We start from the raw sequence: 18,242 nt of genomic DNA on the forward strand, positions 1-18,242 counted from the left end.
GCATCCGGGCCATGATGTCAAAAACGGCACGGGTTGGGAACATGCCAAGGAATGTGCAACTTTGGAAGGGAAGCAGTTCGCGTGATAACGACAGTCTTGGCGCAAAATTGCTATTGCCCGGCAGATTTCGTTCGAATCTCCGGCATCGATTAAACCGAGACATTCACGACAGCGCCGCGCGTACCGGTGGGTGCAAAGGACGCTGTAGCACTTTGATTTTGCGCATGATCCCTAACCGAAAATCGATTCCGATTTTCTGCGTGATGCGCCAAGCTTTGCACAGCGCCAGCCGATCCCGGATAGGGGTGTGACAGCGCGTCGGCCGGCTTCAGTACTCGCGCTCGTAGAAAACGCCGCCCTTGGCTTCGCCGGCGTCGGTGGCCTCGCCGCGCAATTTGACGCCGCGCCCGACGTCGAGATCGATCGCCGCCTTGCCCGAACCCGGCTTGTCGCCCTTCTGGATCGTCACATAGGTGCGGTCGTTGAGATATTTGCCGGCCGAGACGGCGGTGCCGCCCTCTTCGTCGGTTATGACGTCGAGATCGTCGACGCCGATCGCGCTGCGCAGGTTCTGGAGCAGCGAGGTCGAGCCGCCGACACCGGCCAGCTGCGCGGCGGCTTCGGCAAGCTGGGCGATCTGCAGCGGCGACAGGTTCGACATCGAGCGGCCGAAAATCAGTTGCGCCAGGACCTCGTCTTCCGGCAGCGCCGGCACCGACGAGAAGTTGAATTTCGGATTGGTCGCCTCGCCCGACACCACGATGGTGACGGTGGCGCTGCTCGTCGTCGATGTCGCCGTGAGGTTGAGATAAGGTACCAGCGAGCCTGAAAAGCCGACCGTGCCTTCGGTGAAGGTCAGCCGCTTGGCGAGGATCGTCAGCCGCCCGCGCTGCAAGTCAAATGTGCCTACCGCTTGCGGCGACGATGCCGGGCCGGTCAGCCGCAGCGAACCGCCAAGCTCGGCATCGACACCCCTGCCCTGGATAAAGATCTGGCTCGGCGCGTTGACCGTGACATCGAGATTGAGGCCGCCGCCACCGCCGCTGCCGCTCGCCGTCGCCGGGCGCAACGCCTTGTCCTGCGCGCGCACGGCGGCCGGTGCGTTCCTATGCTTGACGTCGAGCGCCGCTAGCGAACCCGGCAGCTTTTCGGGAACGGTGATGACGGTCTTGGCCAGGTTGATCGTACCCGAGATCACCGGCGCCGACGCGAGCGGCCCCTTGATGGTCAGGTCGCCGCCGAGGTTGGCGGTGACCACCCTGCCGTCGGTGTAGCGGCCGTCGACGAGCTTGACCGACAGATCGGCTGGAAAGCCTTGCGCCGGATTGATGCCGACCGTGCCGCTGGCCGACAGGCTGCCGCGCGTCGACAAATTGCCAGTCAGGCGGTTGATCCTGGCGACGCCACCGCCGATCGCCACATCGGCGGTGATATCGTTGATCGCAAGTCCCGAGCGTGCATCGATCAGGCGGGCACCCGACGTGCGGACCGTGCCTGTGATCACCGGCGACGTCGCCGGGCCGCGCACCTTCAAATCGACGTCGGCCGTGCCGCTCAACGACAGGCCTTGCGCGGCGAGTGTCCGGGTGAGGAAGGCGAACGGCACCTTGCCGGAAAAGTCGAGATCAAGGGTGGGCGTGCCTGATGTCGTCATCGTGCCGCCGCCCTTGAGGCCGAGACCGGCGGCATCGCTCATGTTGGCGTCGAAGGCCAGTCTGTTGCCCGAATACGTGCCGGAGGACGAAACGCCCATGCCGCCGAAACCGGCACCGCGGGTCTGCGACGTCTGGACGCCTGCGGCGTCGATCTTGAAGGCGACGGCCGGATTGGCCGGCGCGCCCGTCACCTTCACCGTGCCCGAGATCGAGCCGGCGGCGTCGAGGCCCGGCGAGAAACTGTTGGCGAGCGACATCGGCACCCGCGCCAGCGTCGCGTTGAGATTGAGCGCCTCCCCGACCCTGCCCGAAACCGTCGCCGTGCCGCCGCCGAGGTTGAGCGCGAGCCGATCCAGGCTGGTGGTGCCGTTGGCGATGGTGATGGTCGAGGCCTGCGCGATCGCCGCTTTGATGCCGCGCATGGTCGCCTGGCCGGAGGTGAGCTCGACCGTCGTCGTGCCGTTGGCGATCCTGACGCGGCCGGCGGCCCTGGCCGGAATGTCCTTGACGTTGGCGCCGCCGGAAAAGCCTGTCCAGTCGCCGTCACGCTTGAGATCGACATCGATGCCGCGAATGACGGTGCCGCCGGAGGTGACGCTGTCGGCGCGGATCTTTCCGGAGATCACCGGTGCCGCGAGATAGTTGGCGATCGATGCATCGATGGTGACCGTCTTTGCCGAAACATCGCCGCGTGAAATCGAAGCCGTCGAAGCCTTGATGGTGACCTCAGGCGCATTGCCGGTCTTCGAGAAGACGATCGTGCCACGCACGTCGCCTTCCGCCTTTTCCAGCGCAAGGGCTGCGAGCGGTCCGATATCAGGCAGGTCGAGCGCCACGGTGCCATCAGGCACGAAGGCATCGTCAAGTGCCAGGTCGCCTGATACCCGGTTCTTGCCGAGTGACAGCAAAAGCCCGTTGATGGCGCGCTTGCCGTCGGACGTCGCCAGCACGGCACGGCCTTGCAGGGGCTGGCCCGCGACATTTCCGGTCAGTTGGACATTGGCCGCCGGGTTGGCGGCATCGGCCTTGCCGGTGGCGGTGAGCCTCAACCCGGTGATCTCGCGTTCGGCCACCAAGAGCCGGTCGCTGTTGACCGTCAGCGATAGGTCGGGCGCGGTGCCGGCGCCTTGCGCATTCAGGGCGAAAGCGATGGCGCCCCTGGCATCCCCGGACAGAAGCGAGATGTCGGTCAGCGCGCCCTTGATGTCGACGGCGAGTTGGTTGTCGGCAAGGCTGGCCTGCCCGTCGGCGGTCAGCGCGCCGGACACCAGCCTGATGGCGTTGGCGGTGACATTGCCGTTGGCGTCGCGCTTCAGTGCCGCGCTGAGTTCTGTCCGCTCGGCGAGCACACCGCGCGCTGCCGCCGGCAGCGCTGCGGAAGCCGCATCCGCCCTGAGGTTGAGATCGATGGCGCCGTCGGCCAGCGAGACCCTTCCGTCGAAGCCGCTGTCCAGTGCCTCGCTTGTCACCGAGCCGCTGTCGATGACGATGGTGTCAGTCGCGAGGCTGCCGGCGACCTTGGCTGTGATCCTGCCGGCGAGCAGCGGCGCGATGGTCGGATTGTCCAAGCCGATCTTGTCCGCCGTCACCGTGCCGGAAATCGGCCCCGTTCGGCTTTTCACGTCGAAGGCGTCCGAGTGCAATGCCAGGGTGAGCCCCTCTACCTTAGCTAGATTGGTGGCGGCCGAAGGCAGCGTCGCGGAAATGTCGAGCTTCGGCTGCGTGCCCTGCCCTGCAGCCTTTACCGAAAGCGCCTGCAGCTCGAGCTTGATCGGGCTCTCGGTGCTACCAAGCGCCAGCGGCAGGCTCGGGCCGGTCGAGGCGAGGTCGAGCGCAAAATCGCTGGCGCCGTTCGGATTGATGGTGCCGGCGGCCTTGCCGGAAATTTTGTCACCGGCAAGCGTCGCGTGGTCGATGGCGACGCCGCTGGCGGACGAGAAGCTGCCTGCCGCGTCGAGGTTGAGAGGGCCGAGCCCCGCCTGGCGGGTCTGGCTGGTCTCGGCGCCGCTGAGCTGCGCCTTGAAACGAATGTCGGGGGCTGCCGACGGTCCCGTCACTTGCGCCGTTCCACCGAGCCTGCCCGCGGCATCGAGGCCGGGTGAAAAATCATTGGCAAGGGCGGCCGGCAGTGCGGAAAACTCCGCCGCGAGGTCGAGCGTCGGGCCGGCGGTGCCGGACACGGTCACCGATCCGCCGCCGACATCGAGCATCAGCTTTTCGATGCTGGCCGTGCCATTGGCGATGCTTAGGGTCGACGGCTGCACGATCGCCGCCTTGATGCCGCGAATGGTCGCTTCGCCCGAGGCGATCTCGACACTTGTCGTGCCGTCCGCGATCTTCACCCTGCCTTCGGCCCTGGCCGGAATGTCCTTGACGGTGGCGCCGCCGGAAAACCCGGTCCAGTCGCCGTCACGCTTGAGATCGACATCGATGCCGCGAATGACGGTGCCGCCGGAGGTGACGCTGTCGGCACGGATTTTTCCGGAGATCACCGGTGCGGCGAGATAGTTGGCAATCAGTGCATCGATGGTGACCGTCTTTACCGAAAGATCGCCGCGCGAAATTGAATCTGTGGTCGCCTTGATGGCGACATCAGGCGCATTGCCGGTCTTCGAGAAGGCGATCGTGCCACGCACGTCGCCGTTAGCTTTTTCCAGCGCCAGGGCTGCGAGCGGACTGATATCGGGTAGATCCAGCGCCACCGTGCCGAGCGGCAGGAATCTATCGTCGAGAGCAAGGTCGCCCGAAACTTTGTTGTCGCCCAGCGACAGGCTTAGTCCGTTTATGGACCGCTTTCCCCCGCGCGTTACCAGCGACGCCTTGAAATCGAGTGGCTCGTCATTGACGGATCCGGTGAGCGAGATATCGGCCGCCGGGCTGGCAATGTCGCCCTTCCCCGTCGCGGTGAGCTTTAGCCCGGTGATTTCTCGCGCCGCCACCGAAAGCCGGTCGCTGTTGACCGTCAGCGACAGGTCGGGCGCTGTACCGGCGCCCTGCGCGTTCAGCGCGAACGTTATGGCGCCCCTGGCATCCCCGGACAGAAGCGAGATGTCGGTCAGCGCGCCCTTGATGTCGGCGGCGAGTTGGTTGTCGGCAAGGCTGGCCTGCCCGTCGGCGCTGAATGCACCTGATACCAGCCTGATCGCGTTGGCGGTGACATTGCCATTGGCGTCACGCTTCAGTGCCGCGCTGAGTTCTGTCCGCTCGGCGAGCACACCGCGCGCTGCCGCCGGCAGCGCTGCGGAAGCCGCATCCGCCCTGAGGTTGAGATCGATGGCGCCGTCGGCCAGCGAGACCCTTCCGTCGAAGCCGGTGTTCAGCGCGTCGCCCGTCACCGACCCGCTGTCGATGACGATGGTATCGGTAGCGAGATCGCCGGCGACCTTGGCAGTGATCTTTCCGGCGAGCAGCGGCGCGATGGTCGGATTGTCCAGGCCGATCTTGTCCGCCGTCACCGTGCCGGAAATCGGCCCTGTCCGGCCCTTCAGATCGAAGGCGTCGGAATGGAGCGCAAGCGCGATGCCTTCGGCGTTGGCGAGGTTGGTGGCGACCGACGGCAGTGTCGCGGAGATATTCAGCGTCGATTGCATGCCCTGCCCCGCGACCTCCACCGACAGCGCCTGCAACTCGAGATTGATCGGGCTCTCGGTGCTGCCAAGCGCCAGCGGCAGGCTCGGGCCGGTCGAGGCGAGGTCGAGCGCAAAATCGCTGGAGCCGTTCGGATTGATGGTGCCGGCGGCCTTGCCGGAAATTTTGTCACCGGCAAGCGTCGCGTGGTCGATGGCGACGCCACTGGCGGAGGAGAAGCGGCCTGCCGCGTCGAGGTTGAGAGGGCCGAGCCCCGCCTGACGTGTCTGGCTGGTTTCGGCGCCGCTGAGCTGCGCCTCGAAACGAATGTCGGGGGCTGCCGACGGTCCCGTCACTTGCGCCGTTCCACCGAGCGTACCCGCGGCGACGAGGCCGGGTGAAAAATCATTGGCAAGGGCGGCCGGCAGTGCGGAAAACTCCGCCGCGAGGTCGAGCGTCGGGCCGGCGGTGCCGGACACGGTCACCGATCCGCCGCCGACATCGAGCAGCAGCTTCTCGATGCTGGCCGTGCCATTGGCGATGCTCAGGGTCGACGGCTGCACGATCGCCGCCTTGATGCCGCGAATGGTCGCTTCGCCCGAGGCGATCTCGACGCTTGTCGTGCCGTCCGCGATCTTCACCCTGCCTTCGAGCGTGGCCGGAATGCCGGCGACGGTGGCGCCGCCGGAAAACCCGGTCCAATCGCCTTCGCGCTTCAAATCGACACCGATGCCGCTGACCACGGTGGCCCCCGAAGTGACCGTTTCAGCCTTGATCGTGCCGGAGATCGCCGGTGCCTTGAGATAGTTGGCAACCAGCGCCTTGACGGCGATGGTCTTTGCCGCCAGATCGCCGCGCGAAATAGACCCGCTCGTCAGATCGATCGCGACCGTCGGCGCGCCACCATCACTCGAGAGGCGGATGCTGCCCTGCACGTCGCCTGCCGCCGTCTGCCCGGCAAGTGCGGCCAGCGGCCCGATATCGAGCGCTTCGAGTGCCAACGTGCCGAGCGGCAGCAAGCTGTCGTCGAGAGCGAGATCACCCGAGATCTTGTTGTCGGCCAGCGACAGGCTAAGCCCGTTGAGGGAACGCTTTCCGTCACGCGTCACCAACGATACCCTGAGATCGAGCGGCTGGTCGTCGACGGACCCGGTCAGTGAGACATCGGCGGCGGGATTGGCGATGTCGGCCTTCCCCGTCGCAGTCAGCTTGATCGTCTTAACCGTGCGGCCCGACGCGGTCAGGCTGTCGCTGTCGGCCGAAACCGAAAAATCCGGCGCCGTGCGCGCGCCGCTCGCCGTCAGCGCGAAATCGACGGCCCCGCCCACCGGTACGCCAACCATCGGCGACAGCACCGAAACGTCACCGAGCGTACCCCTGATATCGGCCTGGATGTCGGTGCCCGTCGCGCTGGCGGTGCCGCTGGCGCTGAGCGAGCCCGAAGTGAATTGCAGTGCATTGGCGGCAAACAAGCCTTGCGGGTCGCGGGTCGCGGTCGCCGAGAATGTCACACGCTCGCCGAGAACCGGGCGGATCTGCGGCGGCAGCGCTGTCGAGACGGCATCGGCATTCATCTTGAGCGTCATCGCCAAATCGGCCAGCGTCACCTTGGACGTCACCGAGGCATTGAGCGCATCGCTGCGCAGCGTGCCTTGGTCGACGACGATCTCGTCCTTGCTGACCGACCCGGCGAGGTCCGCGGACACCCTGCCGGTCACCAGCGGCGCCAGCGTCGCCACGTCGGTGTTCAGGCCGCCGGCTATAAGCTTGATGGTGACCGGTCCGCTGCGGTCCTGGATGTCGAAGCCGTCGGAATGGATTTCAGCCGACAGATCGTCCACCCGCGTGCCGCCCGCCACCACCGAGACCAGAGACGCGCCGATGTCGACTATCGGCGCCTTGCCGCCGCCGAACGCGCGGGCCGTGGCGCCGGTGATCGCGACCGTCACCGGCTGCACCGCGGTGCCGAGGCTGAGCACGATCGGTGGGCCCTTGGCGGCGAGCTCCACCGAAAGGTCGCTGGCGCCATTGGGGTCGATGATGCCGGCGGCGGTGCCATGCACGGCATCGCTGTCGATGCCGGCGCGCTCGACCTCGACGCCGCCGGTCACGATCGCGGTTCCGGCAAGGTCGAAGCTGGTCTTGCCGGCAAATAAGGACTTCAGATTGTCGGGCATGAAGCGCTGGAAGTCGCCGTCGCCCTTGGCCTCGACATAGTTGCCCTTATCGGTGAACTGATGGCGGCCGGTGATCTGGGTGACGATCTGGCCGTCGACGACGAAGGTACCGATGCCGTTCCAGTTGGCGACCGGTCCCGTGCCGGTGACGACGATGTTGACCGGCGGCGCATCCGGCAAATTGAGCAGATTGGCGATGATGCCGCCGGCCGGCTCCGATGCCTTCAGATCGAGGTCGAGCTTGTTGTCGGCGGGCGCGAAATGGATGTTGGCGTCGACCTGGCCTTGCTTGCCGTCATGGCGGGTGATGTTGAGGCTGGTTTCGAGCGCCAGCGGCGCCGCGTCGGCCTTGAACGACCCCTTGGCCGCGAGCTCTGCGATACCGCTGCCGGCCAGCGCCTGCCCGACCGCGATTTCCGGCAGGTCGATCTGCTTGATGTCGAGCGACACCGGCAGGGTGGTGGCGCCATCTTGGCTCGGCTGGGTGCCGGCCACCGGCAGCCGCGCCAGTTCGATGCGATCGGCGGCGATGCGGCCGGCGCTGAAGTTTTTCGACAGAAGCGCCAGCGGCGACCAGTCGACGGCCACCTTGCGCGCCACCAGCCAGGCGCCCTGGCGATCCTCCAGCACCACATGATCGACAGTCAGCGCACCGGACCAGATGCCGTCGATGCCGCTGACCCTGACCTTCCGGTCATCGGTCGACGCCATGGTCGAGATGATGCCGGCGAGATTGTCGCGGCCGCGCTCGGTCTTGGTCAGCACGACGAGCGCACCGACGACCGCCGCCACCACGATGAGCAGCGTGTAAAGGATAATGCGAAGGACGCGCTTGAACATTGTCATCAGAACGCCTGGCCGATGCCGGCATAGATGCCGAAATGCGGGTCATCGGGACCCCGGTTGAGCGGCACCGCCGCATCGATGCGCAGCGGTCCGAACGGGGTAATATAGCGCAGGCCGACGCCGGCGCCGACCTGAGTGTCGGAAAAATCCGGGAACTGCTTGGTCGAGACCGTGCCGGCATCGACGAACGGCACGACGCCGATCGTGTCGGTGATGGCAATGCGCATCTCGACCGAGGTCTCGAAGAAGGATAGCCCGCCGATCGGCTCTCCGTCGGCGTCCTTCGGACCGATGCCCTGATAGGCATAACCGCGCACCGAGCCGCCGCCGCCGGAATAGAAGCGCCGGTCGGCCGGAACATCCTGAAGGCCGGCACCGATGATCGAGCCGATGGCGACGCGTTCGGCCAAGACGAACTTCGAGGCCGCATCGAGCGACTGATATGCCGATCCTTCGCCTCTCAGCTTGACGAAGGCCGCGCCGTTCAAAATGTCGTAGCTCGGCTCGGCATAGGCCAGCGCCCTGAATCCGGTCGTCGGGTTCAGCCGGCTGTCGCGATTGTCGAAGACATATCGCAGCGGAACGCTGGCGATCAGATAGGTGTGCTTGCCGAAAGAGTCGGTGATCTTCGAATAGTCGAGCGCGACTTCCGCGGAAACCGTCTGCTGCCTGTCGAGTTCATAAGACAGGCCGGTGTTGCCCTTGACCGAGAAATGGTCGTAGGCGTCGGGATGCTCTAATACGGTGTTGACGCCGGCGAAGAATTTCGACGCCGGCCCGACGACGCCCGGCTTTTCGAACATGATGCCGGCATTGTAGTTGAGCTCGGTCAGCTCATTGCTGCCGATACCGCTGATTGCGCCCTCGATGCGCAGCTTTTCGGCACGGCCGAACAGGTTGCGGTGGCCCCAATAGCCTTCGAGGCCGAGCCCCTCGGTGTTGGAGAAGGTGCCGCCAAGGCCGAAAAAGCGCGGCTTGCGCTCGCTCACTTCGACGCCGATCGGGATGTTGCCGTCGGCGTCGAGACCGTCGGCCTCCTTCAGCGTCACGCTGTTGAAGACTTCCAGCCCAAGCAGGCGGTCGCGCGCTTCGTCGATCTCTTCCGGCGAATATTGGCGGCCTCGCTTCAGGCCGGTCATATATTCGGTGAAATCGCGGTCGACCTTTTCGGTGCCCTCGACCGTGGTGTCGCCGTAGCCGGCAACCGGCCCGGCCGCCACGGTCAGCGTTACGTCGAGCGTCGAGGTGGCGTGGTCGGCGACGATCTCGCGCTCCGTCACCTTGGCCAGCGGCCTGCCTTCCTCTTTGAGCGCCCGCACGATCGACGCCTCGGCCTTGAGCACGGCACCGGAACCGGCATCGCCGCCGGCGATCAGGCCGAAATCGGCGCCCGCCAGCCCCGCCGCATCGCCCTCCAGCCTGATGTCGCCAAGCGTGAATTTCGGCCCGGTCGCAATGTTGATCACCACCGGGATCGGCTGCGGACCCGAAAATTCGGCGTCGGGCGGCAAATCGTCGAGCGGCTTGCCTTCGATGGTGATGGTGACGACGCCCTCATAGCGGGCGTCCGCGTAAAGTGCGGCGACAAGCTGATCGCGGTCGCCACGCGCCTTGGCCAGCAGGCCGAGCGAACCAGAGACTGGACGTTCTTCGTCGTCCTGCAGCGCCGAGGCGTTTTCGAGCTTCTCGGCGAGGTCCTCGTCGGCGTCGGGCGCCTCGATGGTCACCGCATAGCGCAGCGGATCGACGATGTCGGCGTCTTCGTCCTCTGACGATCCCCACAGCTTGATGCCGAAGATCTCGAAAGCGGCCGCATTTCCGCTCGCGGCAACCAATGCAGTCGAGCACAGCAAGGCGAAAAGCAGGGCGTGCGAAAGCACACGCCGTGGCGCGGTTCCTCCCCACATCTGCCTTTCATACGCCGACATTACAACTCTACACTAGCTGCCAAAGCTAAAATTGGAATGAAGTTCTGAATTGCTCGTAAAGGAGCCACAATCCAATTGTCTGAAATGGACAGGGCTTGGAATTCACACCTTCTGCGTCGCCGCAAGAATGCGTGATCCCTGTCCTATGGAGGTACTACCGGTCATCGGCCGGAAAGGAAACCGTTGGCAGGCGGAACCTGCCGCGTCCTCGTGTTGACAAGCGTGACTGAGCTTGAACATGTCTGGACGTAACGTAAGCAGTGTCTGGAGGGTGTTATGGCAATGCGCGCGGCTCGTGGTCTGTCGATCTTTTTTCTTCTCTTTTTCGCCTGGAGCAGTGTCGCCCAAGCGGCCGAAGCGCGCCGGGTGGTGACATCGGGCAATTCCGATTATTTCGGTTTCGATCTCAGATCCGACCAGAATGTCAGCCTCGACCAGTGCAAGACGACATGTCTCGGCGATCCCGCCTGCCGCGCCTTCACCTATAACCCCAAAGTCAAATGGTGCTTTCTCAAATCGGACTATAACACGCTGAAGCCCTTCAACGGCGCCGTCGCCGGCAAGGTCGTCAACGTCGATGGCGACCCCGATATCGGCGCGCCGCCGGACCTCGCCTTCTTCCCCGCCTGGATGGCCGACCAGGCCCAGCAATACCGCAACAGGCTCACCGGCCCGGCCTACACCAAGCCCACCGAAGGGCTGACGGCGCTGCGGGAGGCGGCAAAACAGGCGTCGCAGACCGGCGACCACCGCACGGCCATGCAGAAATATGAGGCTTTGGTTTCGGTATCGCCCGACGATGGCCAGCTTTGGCTCGAACTGGCGCGGGAAACGCTCGCCGTGCAGCCGACCGCCAACAGCGCGGAGGCGTCCACCCTGCCGGCGAACGCCACCTCCGCCGGCTTCAACGCCTACAAATTGCTGCGCACTACAAAAACGCGCTCCGAAGCGCTGGCGCTGCTTGGCGACGGGCTCGACCGCCGCGACCTCCCCCGGCCGGCCCTGCAGGCCTACGAAGCGAGCCTCGCGCTGGTCAGTTCGCCTTGGGTCTCGGCCGCCTATCAGGATCTCAAGGCCCGCAAGGGCTTCCGCGTCGTCGATCACACGGTCGACGCCGACACCAGCGCGCCGCGTATCTGCGCGCAGTTTTCCGAGGACCTGGTCAAGACCGGTGTCGACTACTCGCAATTCGTCACCGTCGACAACGCCGCCCCCAAGGGCGTCGAGGCCAAGGACAAGCAGATCTGCGTCGAGGGGCTCGAGCACGGCCAGCATTACGACGTGACCTTCCGCCCCGGCCTGCCGGCCGCCATCGGCGAGGTGATCACCACCCCGGTGGTGCTGTCGATCTATGTGCAGGACCGCGCTCCGTCCGCCCGTTTCACCGGCGACAGCTTCGTGCTGCCGGCCGGCGCGCGCCGCGGCATCCCGGTCGTCACCGTCAACATGAGCGCCGCCGAAATGAAGCTCTACCGCATCGGCGACCGCTCGCTGACCCAGCTTCTGTCCGGCTACCAGTTCCTGCGCCAGCTTGACGGCTACGACATCTCCAACATTTCCGATCAGATGGGCGAGCCGGTCTGGCAAGGCCAGCTCGACATCGCCAACGACCTGAACAAGGAAGTCACCACCTCCTTCCCGGTCGACGAAGCGCTGCCGCAGCGCAAGCCCGGCGTCTATGTGCTGACCGCGCAACCGGTCGATGAGAATGACAACGACTATGATTCGCGCGCCACGCAATGGTTCGTCGTCTCCGATATCGGCCTGTCGACCTATACCGGGCAGGATGGGCTGAACGTCTTTGCCCGTTCGCTCGGAACCGCCAAGCCGATATCAGGTGCTGAACTGACGCTGCTGGCCAGGAACAATGAAATCCTCGGCACCGCAACCACGGACGCGGAAGGCCGCGCCGTCTTCAAGCCTGGACTGACGCGGGGCGACGGCGGCATGGTCCCAGCCGTGCTGACAGCCAAGCAGGGTGACAGCGACTTCGTCTTCCTCGACATGGGCCGCGCCGGCTTCGATCTTTCCGATCGCGGCGTCACGGGGCGTCCGGCGCCGGGCGCGCTCGACGTCTATGCCTGGACCGAACGCGGCATCTACCGCGCCGGCGAGGACGTCCATGTCGCGGCGCTTGCCCGCGATGGCGCCGCCAAGGCGGTCGAGAACCTGCCGCTGACCTTCATCTTCACCCGTCCCGACGGCGTCGAGAACCGCCGCATCGTCAGCGATGGCGTGTCGGCCGGCGGCCATGCCGTCGACCTGCCGCTCGAACCCAACGCCATGCGCGGCACCTGGACGGTAGCGATCCACACCGACCCCAAGCAGGCGGCGGTCGCTAGCCAGATGTTCCTGGTCGAGGATTTCGTGCCGGATCGCATCGAGTTCGACCTGTCCTCAGACAAGCAGGAGATCGCGCAGGGCGAAACTGCCAACGTCACTGTCGACGGCCGCTTCCTTTATGGCGCGCCGGCCGCGGGGCTGGCGCTCGAAGGCGAACTGACGCTGTCGACCATCCGCGACTGGGACCGCTTCAAGGGCTATTCCTTCGGCCTCGCCGACGAGCAGTCGGCGGAACCGTCAGTCACGCCGTTCACCGGCCTGCCCGTGGTCGGTGAAGACGGCAAGGCAACCTTCCCGGTTTCCGTCGACCAGTTGCCCTCGACCACCAAACTGGTCGATGCCAAGGTTACGGTCAGGATGCGCGAGACCGGCGGCCGCGCCGTCGAGCGCTCGCTCAACATCGGCATCCGGCCGCAAGGCCACATGATCGGCATCCGCCCGGATTTCGACGGTGACGAGGTGCCGCAAGGCGGCACGGCGAAGTTCAGCCTGATTGCCGTTGACCCCAACGGCAAGCGCGAGGCGTTGCAGGGCGCGCAATGGTCGCTGGTCAAGGTCGAACGCAATTACCAATGGTACCGCTCGAGCAATTCCTGGAACTATGAGCCGGTCACTTTCACCAAGTCGGTGGCCAACGGCCAGGTCGACCTGACCGCTAACGGCGAGGCCACCGTCTCGCTGCCGGTCGACTGGGGCCGCTATCGGCTCGAAATCGAGACCTCGGACCCGGAAGGCCCGGCGACCAGCTACGAATTCGACGCCGGCTGGTATGTCAGCTCCACCACAACCGAAACGCCTGACGGCCTGGAAATCGCCCTCGACAAGGATAACTACGCGGCGGGCGAAGTGGCCAAGCTCAAAGTGTCGCCGCATTTTGCCGGCGAGCTGCTCGTCACCATCGGCGCCGACAAACTCTTGAAGACCGTCACAGCCAGCGTGCCGGCCGGCGGCAGCACCATCGACATCCCGGTCGGCGACGACTGGGGCGCCGGCGCCTATGTCACGGCAACGCTGTTCAGGCCGGGCGATGCGCAGGAAACCCGCATGCCGGCGCGCGCCATAGGCGTCAAATGGCTGAAGGTCGATCCGGGCTCGAAGAAGCTCGCCGTCACCTTGACGCCGCCGGACAAGACCATGCCACGCCAGCAGCTGTCGATCCCGGTCTCCGTGGCCGGCGTGCAGCCGGGCGCCAACGCCTATGTCATGGTCGCGGCCGTCGATGTCGGCATTCTCAATCTGACCAATTACAAGGTGCCGGATCCGGAGACCTGGTTCTTCGGCCAGCGCATGCTCGGCCTTGAGGTACGCGACCTCTACGGCCGCCTGATCGACGGCTCGCTGGGCACGTCAGGCAAGCTGCGCACCGGCGGCGACGGCGCCAACATACAGTCGCAAGGCAACCCGCCGACCGAAAAGCTGGTCGCCTTCTTCTCCGGTCCGGTCCAGCTCGATGCCGACGGGAAGGCGCGGATCGACTTCGACATCCCGCAGTTCAACGGCACCGTGCGCGTCATGGCCGTCGCCTGGACCGAGGACGGGGTCGGCCATGCCCAGTCCGACGTGATCGTGCGCGATCCGGTGGTGATCACCGCCGGCTTGCCGCGCTTCCTGGCGCCCGACGATTCGGCCGTCATGCGGCTCGATGTCACCGACACCGACGGTCCGGAGGGCGACTATGCACTGTCGATAAACACCACCGGCAATCTTTCGACCGGCAGTGCCGCCTTGCCCGAAAAGCTGACGCTCGCCAAGGGCAAGCGGCAGACGCTGACCGTGCCGCTGATCGCTGAAACGCCGGGTGACGCCTCGATCACCATCAAGCTCGCCCATGCCGACGGCACCGCTGTCGAGCAGACGCTCTATGTGCCGGTGCGCCCGGCGCAATTGCCGGTGACCACCCGCATGGTGGTCGACCTCAAGGGCAATGGCGGGTCGCTGCGCGTCGACAAGGAGCTCCTGGCGGCAAGCCTGCTCGACGGCGCTTCGGTCAGCGTCGGCGTTTCGCAGGCGGCGGCCTTCGACGTGCCGTCGCTCCTGATGACGCTCGACCGCTACCCCTATGGCTGCGCCGAGCAGACCACCAGCCGCGCCATGCCGCTTCTCTATGTCAACGAGATGGCGTCGGGCGTCGGCATGGCCAGCGACGCCGACCTGCATGGCCGCATCCAGGACGCAATCTACAAGGTGCTGAGCTACCAGGCCTCGGCCGGCAGCTTCGGCCTGTGGGGTCCGGGCTCCGGCGACCTGTGGCTCGACGCCTATGTCACCGACTTCCTGACCCGGGCGCGCGAGCAGAAATACGACGTGCCGGCCCAGGCGATGAACCAGGCGCTGAGCAATCTGCAAAACGCGATCGGCTACGACCAGGACGTCAAGGATCGCGGCAGTGAGATCGCCTATGCGCTCTATGTGCTGGCCCGCAACAAGAAGGCCTCGATCGGCGATCTGCGCTACTATGCCGACACACAGCTCGAAGCCTTTTCCAGCCCGATGGCCGTCGCCCAATTGGCGGCAGGCCTGGCGCTCTACGGCGACACGCAGCGCTCGGAAGCCGCCTTCCAGGCCGCCCTGCAACTGGCCCAGTCGACCTCCGCATACGACTACTACAGGTCCGACTATGGCTCGCCGCTGCGTGACGGCGCGGCGATGCTGGCGCTCGCCGCCGAATCGAAGCCGGTACCGACGATCGTGCCGGCGCTGATCAAGCGGGTGACGCAGGAACGCGCCGCCGTCAGATGGACCAGCACGCAGGACGAGTCCTGGATGCTGCTGGCGGCCCGCGCACTGAAGGCCGGCAACGATTCGATCGCGCTGACCATCAACGGCGCGCCGCATGCCGGCGCCTATTCGGACCAGATCGCCGGCAGCGACCTTGCCGACAGTCCACTGACCGTCGCCAACACCGGCAGCAACCCGCTGCAGGCGGTCGTCACCACGGTGGCCTCGCCGATCCAGCCGCTGCCGGCCAGCGGCAACGGCTTCACCATCGGCCGCACCTACTACAAGCTCGACGGCACCGAAGCCAATGTCACGGAGGCGACCCAGAACGAACGCTATGTCGTCGTGCTCAAGGTCTACGAGCAGAACAAATGGCCGTCGCGTCTGGTGATCACTGATCTGCTGCCGGCCGGCTTCGAGATCGACAATCCGGGCCTGGTTTCCAGCGCCCAGTTGTCGAACTTCTCCTGGCTGGCCCAGACCGACGCCGCCCATCTCGAATTCCGCGACGACCGTTTCGTCGCCGCCTTCAATCCGAACGATGGCGACGGCGACCGCAACATCACGCTCGCCTATGTCGTGCGTGCGGTGACGCCGGGCGCCTATGCGCATCCGGCGGCGAGTGTCGAGGACATGTACCGGCCGCAATATTCGGCCCGCACCGCGACCGGCATGATGGAGGTCAAGGCGCCGTAAGACAAAGATGGCGAACAGGAACATGGCGATGGCGCTGCCCCTCATTGCCCTGCCGGGCATTTCTCCCCGTATAGTGACGGGGAGAAAGAGGCCTGCGCCGAAGTTTTCGCCAAACTCGAACGCTGCAGAAAAGCCACCGTGGGCCGTGACAGCCCCCTTCTCCCCGTCACAATACGGGGAGAAGGTGCCGGCAGGCGGATGAGGGGCGGCGCCGTGCTTTCCCGAAAAATTTTGCGCCGTTCGGCCATCGCCGCCGCCTCCCTCGCCGGCTTCCTCGCCCTCTCCGCTGCCACCCTCTGGCAGCTCGACCGCGCCTTTCCGCCGCCGCTGCCGGCGGCGCTGACGGTATCGACCGAAGTGCAGGACCGCGACGGCCAGCTGTTGCGGGCCTTCGCCACGCCGGACGGCTATTGGCGGCTCGCCACTCGCCTCGATCAGGTCGACAGACAGTTCGTCGACATGCTGGTGACTTATGAGGACAAGCGCTTCTGGGACCATGAAGGCGTCGACATGCTGGCGCTGGCCCGCGCCGCCGGCCAGTTCGTGGCCAATGGCCGTATCGTCTCCGGCGGCTCGACACTGTCGATGCAGCTCGCCAGGCTGACCGAACCGCGCGACAGCCGCAGCCTTGGCTCGAAGGTCAAGCAGATGCTGCGCGCCCTACAGGTCGAGCGGCGGCTCACCAAGCGCGAGATCCTCGAACGCTATTTGACGCTGGCCCCCTATGGCGGCAATCTCGAAGGTGTGCGCGCCGCCTCGCTCGCCTATTTCGGCAAGGAGCCGAAGCGGCTGACGGTCTCGGAGGCGGCCCTGCTCGTCGCGCTGCCGCAATTGCCGGAAAAGCGCCGGCCCGACCGCAACCTTTCAATCGCCCACGCCGCCCGCGACCGGGTGCTGATGCGGATGGTTTCGTCAGGCCTGCTCGGCGAGCGCGAGGCCGCACGTGCCGCGCTCGACGATGTTTCCGCCATCCGCCGCACGCTGCCGGCGCTCGCCGCCCATGCCGCCAATGCGATGCTGCCCAGGGCCGTTCCTGGCCAGAAGCTGCGACTGACGATCCGCAAGAGCGTCCAGGAAGGGCTGGAACAGGTGGCCAGGGATGCCGCAACCAGGCTTGGCCCCCGCCTCTCCGTCGCCATGGTGCTGGCCGACGCCCGCACCGGTGAGATCCTCGGCGAAGTCGGCTCTGCCAACTATTTCGACGCCAGCCGCTCCGGCTGGATCGACATGACCAGGATCGTCCGCTCGCCCGGTTCGACGCTGAAACCGTTCATCTACGGGCTCGCCTTCGAACAGGGATTGGTCGCGCAGGAAACACTGATCGACGACAGGCCGACCGATTTTTCCGGCTACCGGCCGAAGAATTTCGACATGGACTACCAGGGCGACGTCAGCATCCGGCAGGCGCTGCAACTGTCGCTCAACGTACCGGCGATCAGTGTGCTCGACGCGGTCGGGCCGGCGCGGCTGCTCGCGCGCTTCCGCCAGGCCGGCGTCGCGCCGATCCTGCCCGTCAACAAGGCGCCGGGTCTCGCCATCGGCCTTGGCGGCGTCGGCGTGACGCTGCGCGACCTCGTCCAGCTCTATGCCGGGCTTGCCAATGGCGGCAAGGCGCACACGCTGCATGACGGCACCGAGCCGGCGAATGCCGAACGCTCCACCGCTTCCATCCTCGACGATCAGGCGAACTGGCAGATCACCGACATATTGTCGGGCGTCAAGCCGCCCGAGGGTGCCGCCCGGCGCGGCATCGCCTACAAGACCGGCACCTCCTACGGCTACCGTGATGCCTGGTCGGTCGGCTTCGACGGGCGCTACGTGCTGGGCGTCTGGGTCGGCCGTCCTGATGCCGGCGCGGTGCCTGGCCTGTCCGGCTATGTCTCGGCCGCACCGATCCTGTTCGAGGGCTTTGTCCGCTCCGGCCTGGCTGCCGTGCCGCTGCCAAGCCAGCCGGCCGGCGTCGTCAGACCCAGGCGCGACGAACTGCCGGTGACATTGGCGCGCTTCGGTTCTGGCGCCGACGGGTTGGTCCAGGCGACGTCGACCGAGCCCGCGCCGACGATCATTTTTCCGCCCGACGGCGCCCGCGTCGATCTCGGCACCACTGCCGCCGACGCCACGCCGCTTGTGCTGAAGCTGCAAGGCGGCCGCGCCCCGTTCCGCTGGCTGGCCAATGGCAAGCCGCTGGTCGGCATCGACCGGCGGCGCACCGCGACCTGGCAGCCGGACGGCGCCGGCTATTCGACCCTGACCGTGATCGACGCGGCCGGGCGCGCGGCCAGCGTGAAAGTGTTCGTTGAATAGAATGCGCC

General features: G+C 66.0%; 4 protein-coding genes. 2 read left to right on the forward strand and 2 right to left on the reverse strand.

Annotated elements, in window-relative coordinates; translation table 11 throughout:
- Positions 1-328: 328 nt before the first annotated feature.
- Positions 329-8,245 carry a translocation/assembly module TamB domain-containing protein gene (locus AC0L3N_RS23945; protein WP_473549823.1) on the reverse strand — a complete coding sequence of 2,639 codons (7,917 nt, stop codon included), beginning with the start codon at positions 8,243-8,245 and terminating at the stop codon, positions 329-331.
- Positions 8,245-10,173, reverse strand: coding sequence for an autotransporter assembly complex protein TamA (locus tag AC0L3N_RS23950; RefSeq protein ID WP_473549824.1), 1,929 nt, complete (start codon positions 10,171-10,173; stop codon positions 8,245-8,247). Before AC0L3N_RS23950 ends, AC0L3N_RS23945 begins: the two co-directional genes overlap by 1 nt.
- 276 nt (positions 10,174-10,449) lie before the next feature.
- Between AC0L3N_RS23950 and AC0L3N_RS23955 the strand changes: the two genes are divergently transcribed.
- A complete protein-coding gene (locus AC0L3N_RS23955) occupies positions 10,450-15,930 on the forward strand; it encodes an alpha-2-macroglobulin family protein (protein WP_473549826.1) in 5,481 nt (1,826 codons plus the stop codon).
- 198 nt (positions 15,931-16,128) lie between these two features.
- On the forward strand, positions 16,129-18,234 hold the full coding sequence (pbpC, locus tag AC0L3N_RS23960) for a penicillin-binding protein 1C (RefSeq protein WP_473549827.1): 2,106 nt from the start codon (positions 16,129-16,131) through the stop codon (positions 18,232-18,234).
- The last annotated feature ends 8 nt before the right edge of the window (positions 18,235-18,242 follow it).

This window comes from Mesorhizobium sp. WSM4807 (assembly GCF_055811615.1).

What these genes read in the sequence shown, in the direction of transcription:
- AC0L3N_RS23955 (WP_473549826.1), top strand. Translation starts at nt 10,450, where the DNA reads ATGGCAATGCGCGCGGCTCGTGGTCTGTCGATCTTTTTTCTTCTCTTT.
- pbpC (WP_473549827.1), top strand. Translation starts at nt 16,129, where the DNA reads ATGAGGGGCGGCGCCGTGCTTTCCCGAAAAATTTTGCGCCGTTCGGCC.
- AC0L3N_RS23945 (WP_473549823.1), bottom strand. Translation starts at nt 8,245, where the DNA reads ATGACAATGTTCAAGCGCGTCCTTCGCATTATCCTTTACACGCTGCTC.
- AC0L3N_RS23950 (WP_473549824.1), bottom strand. Translation starts at nt 10,173, where the DNA reads ATGTCGGCGTATGAAAGGCAGATGTGGGGAGGAACCGCGCCACGGCGT.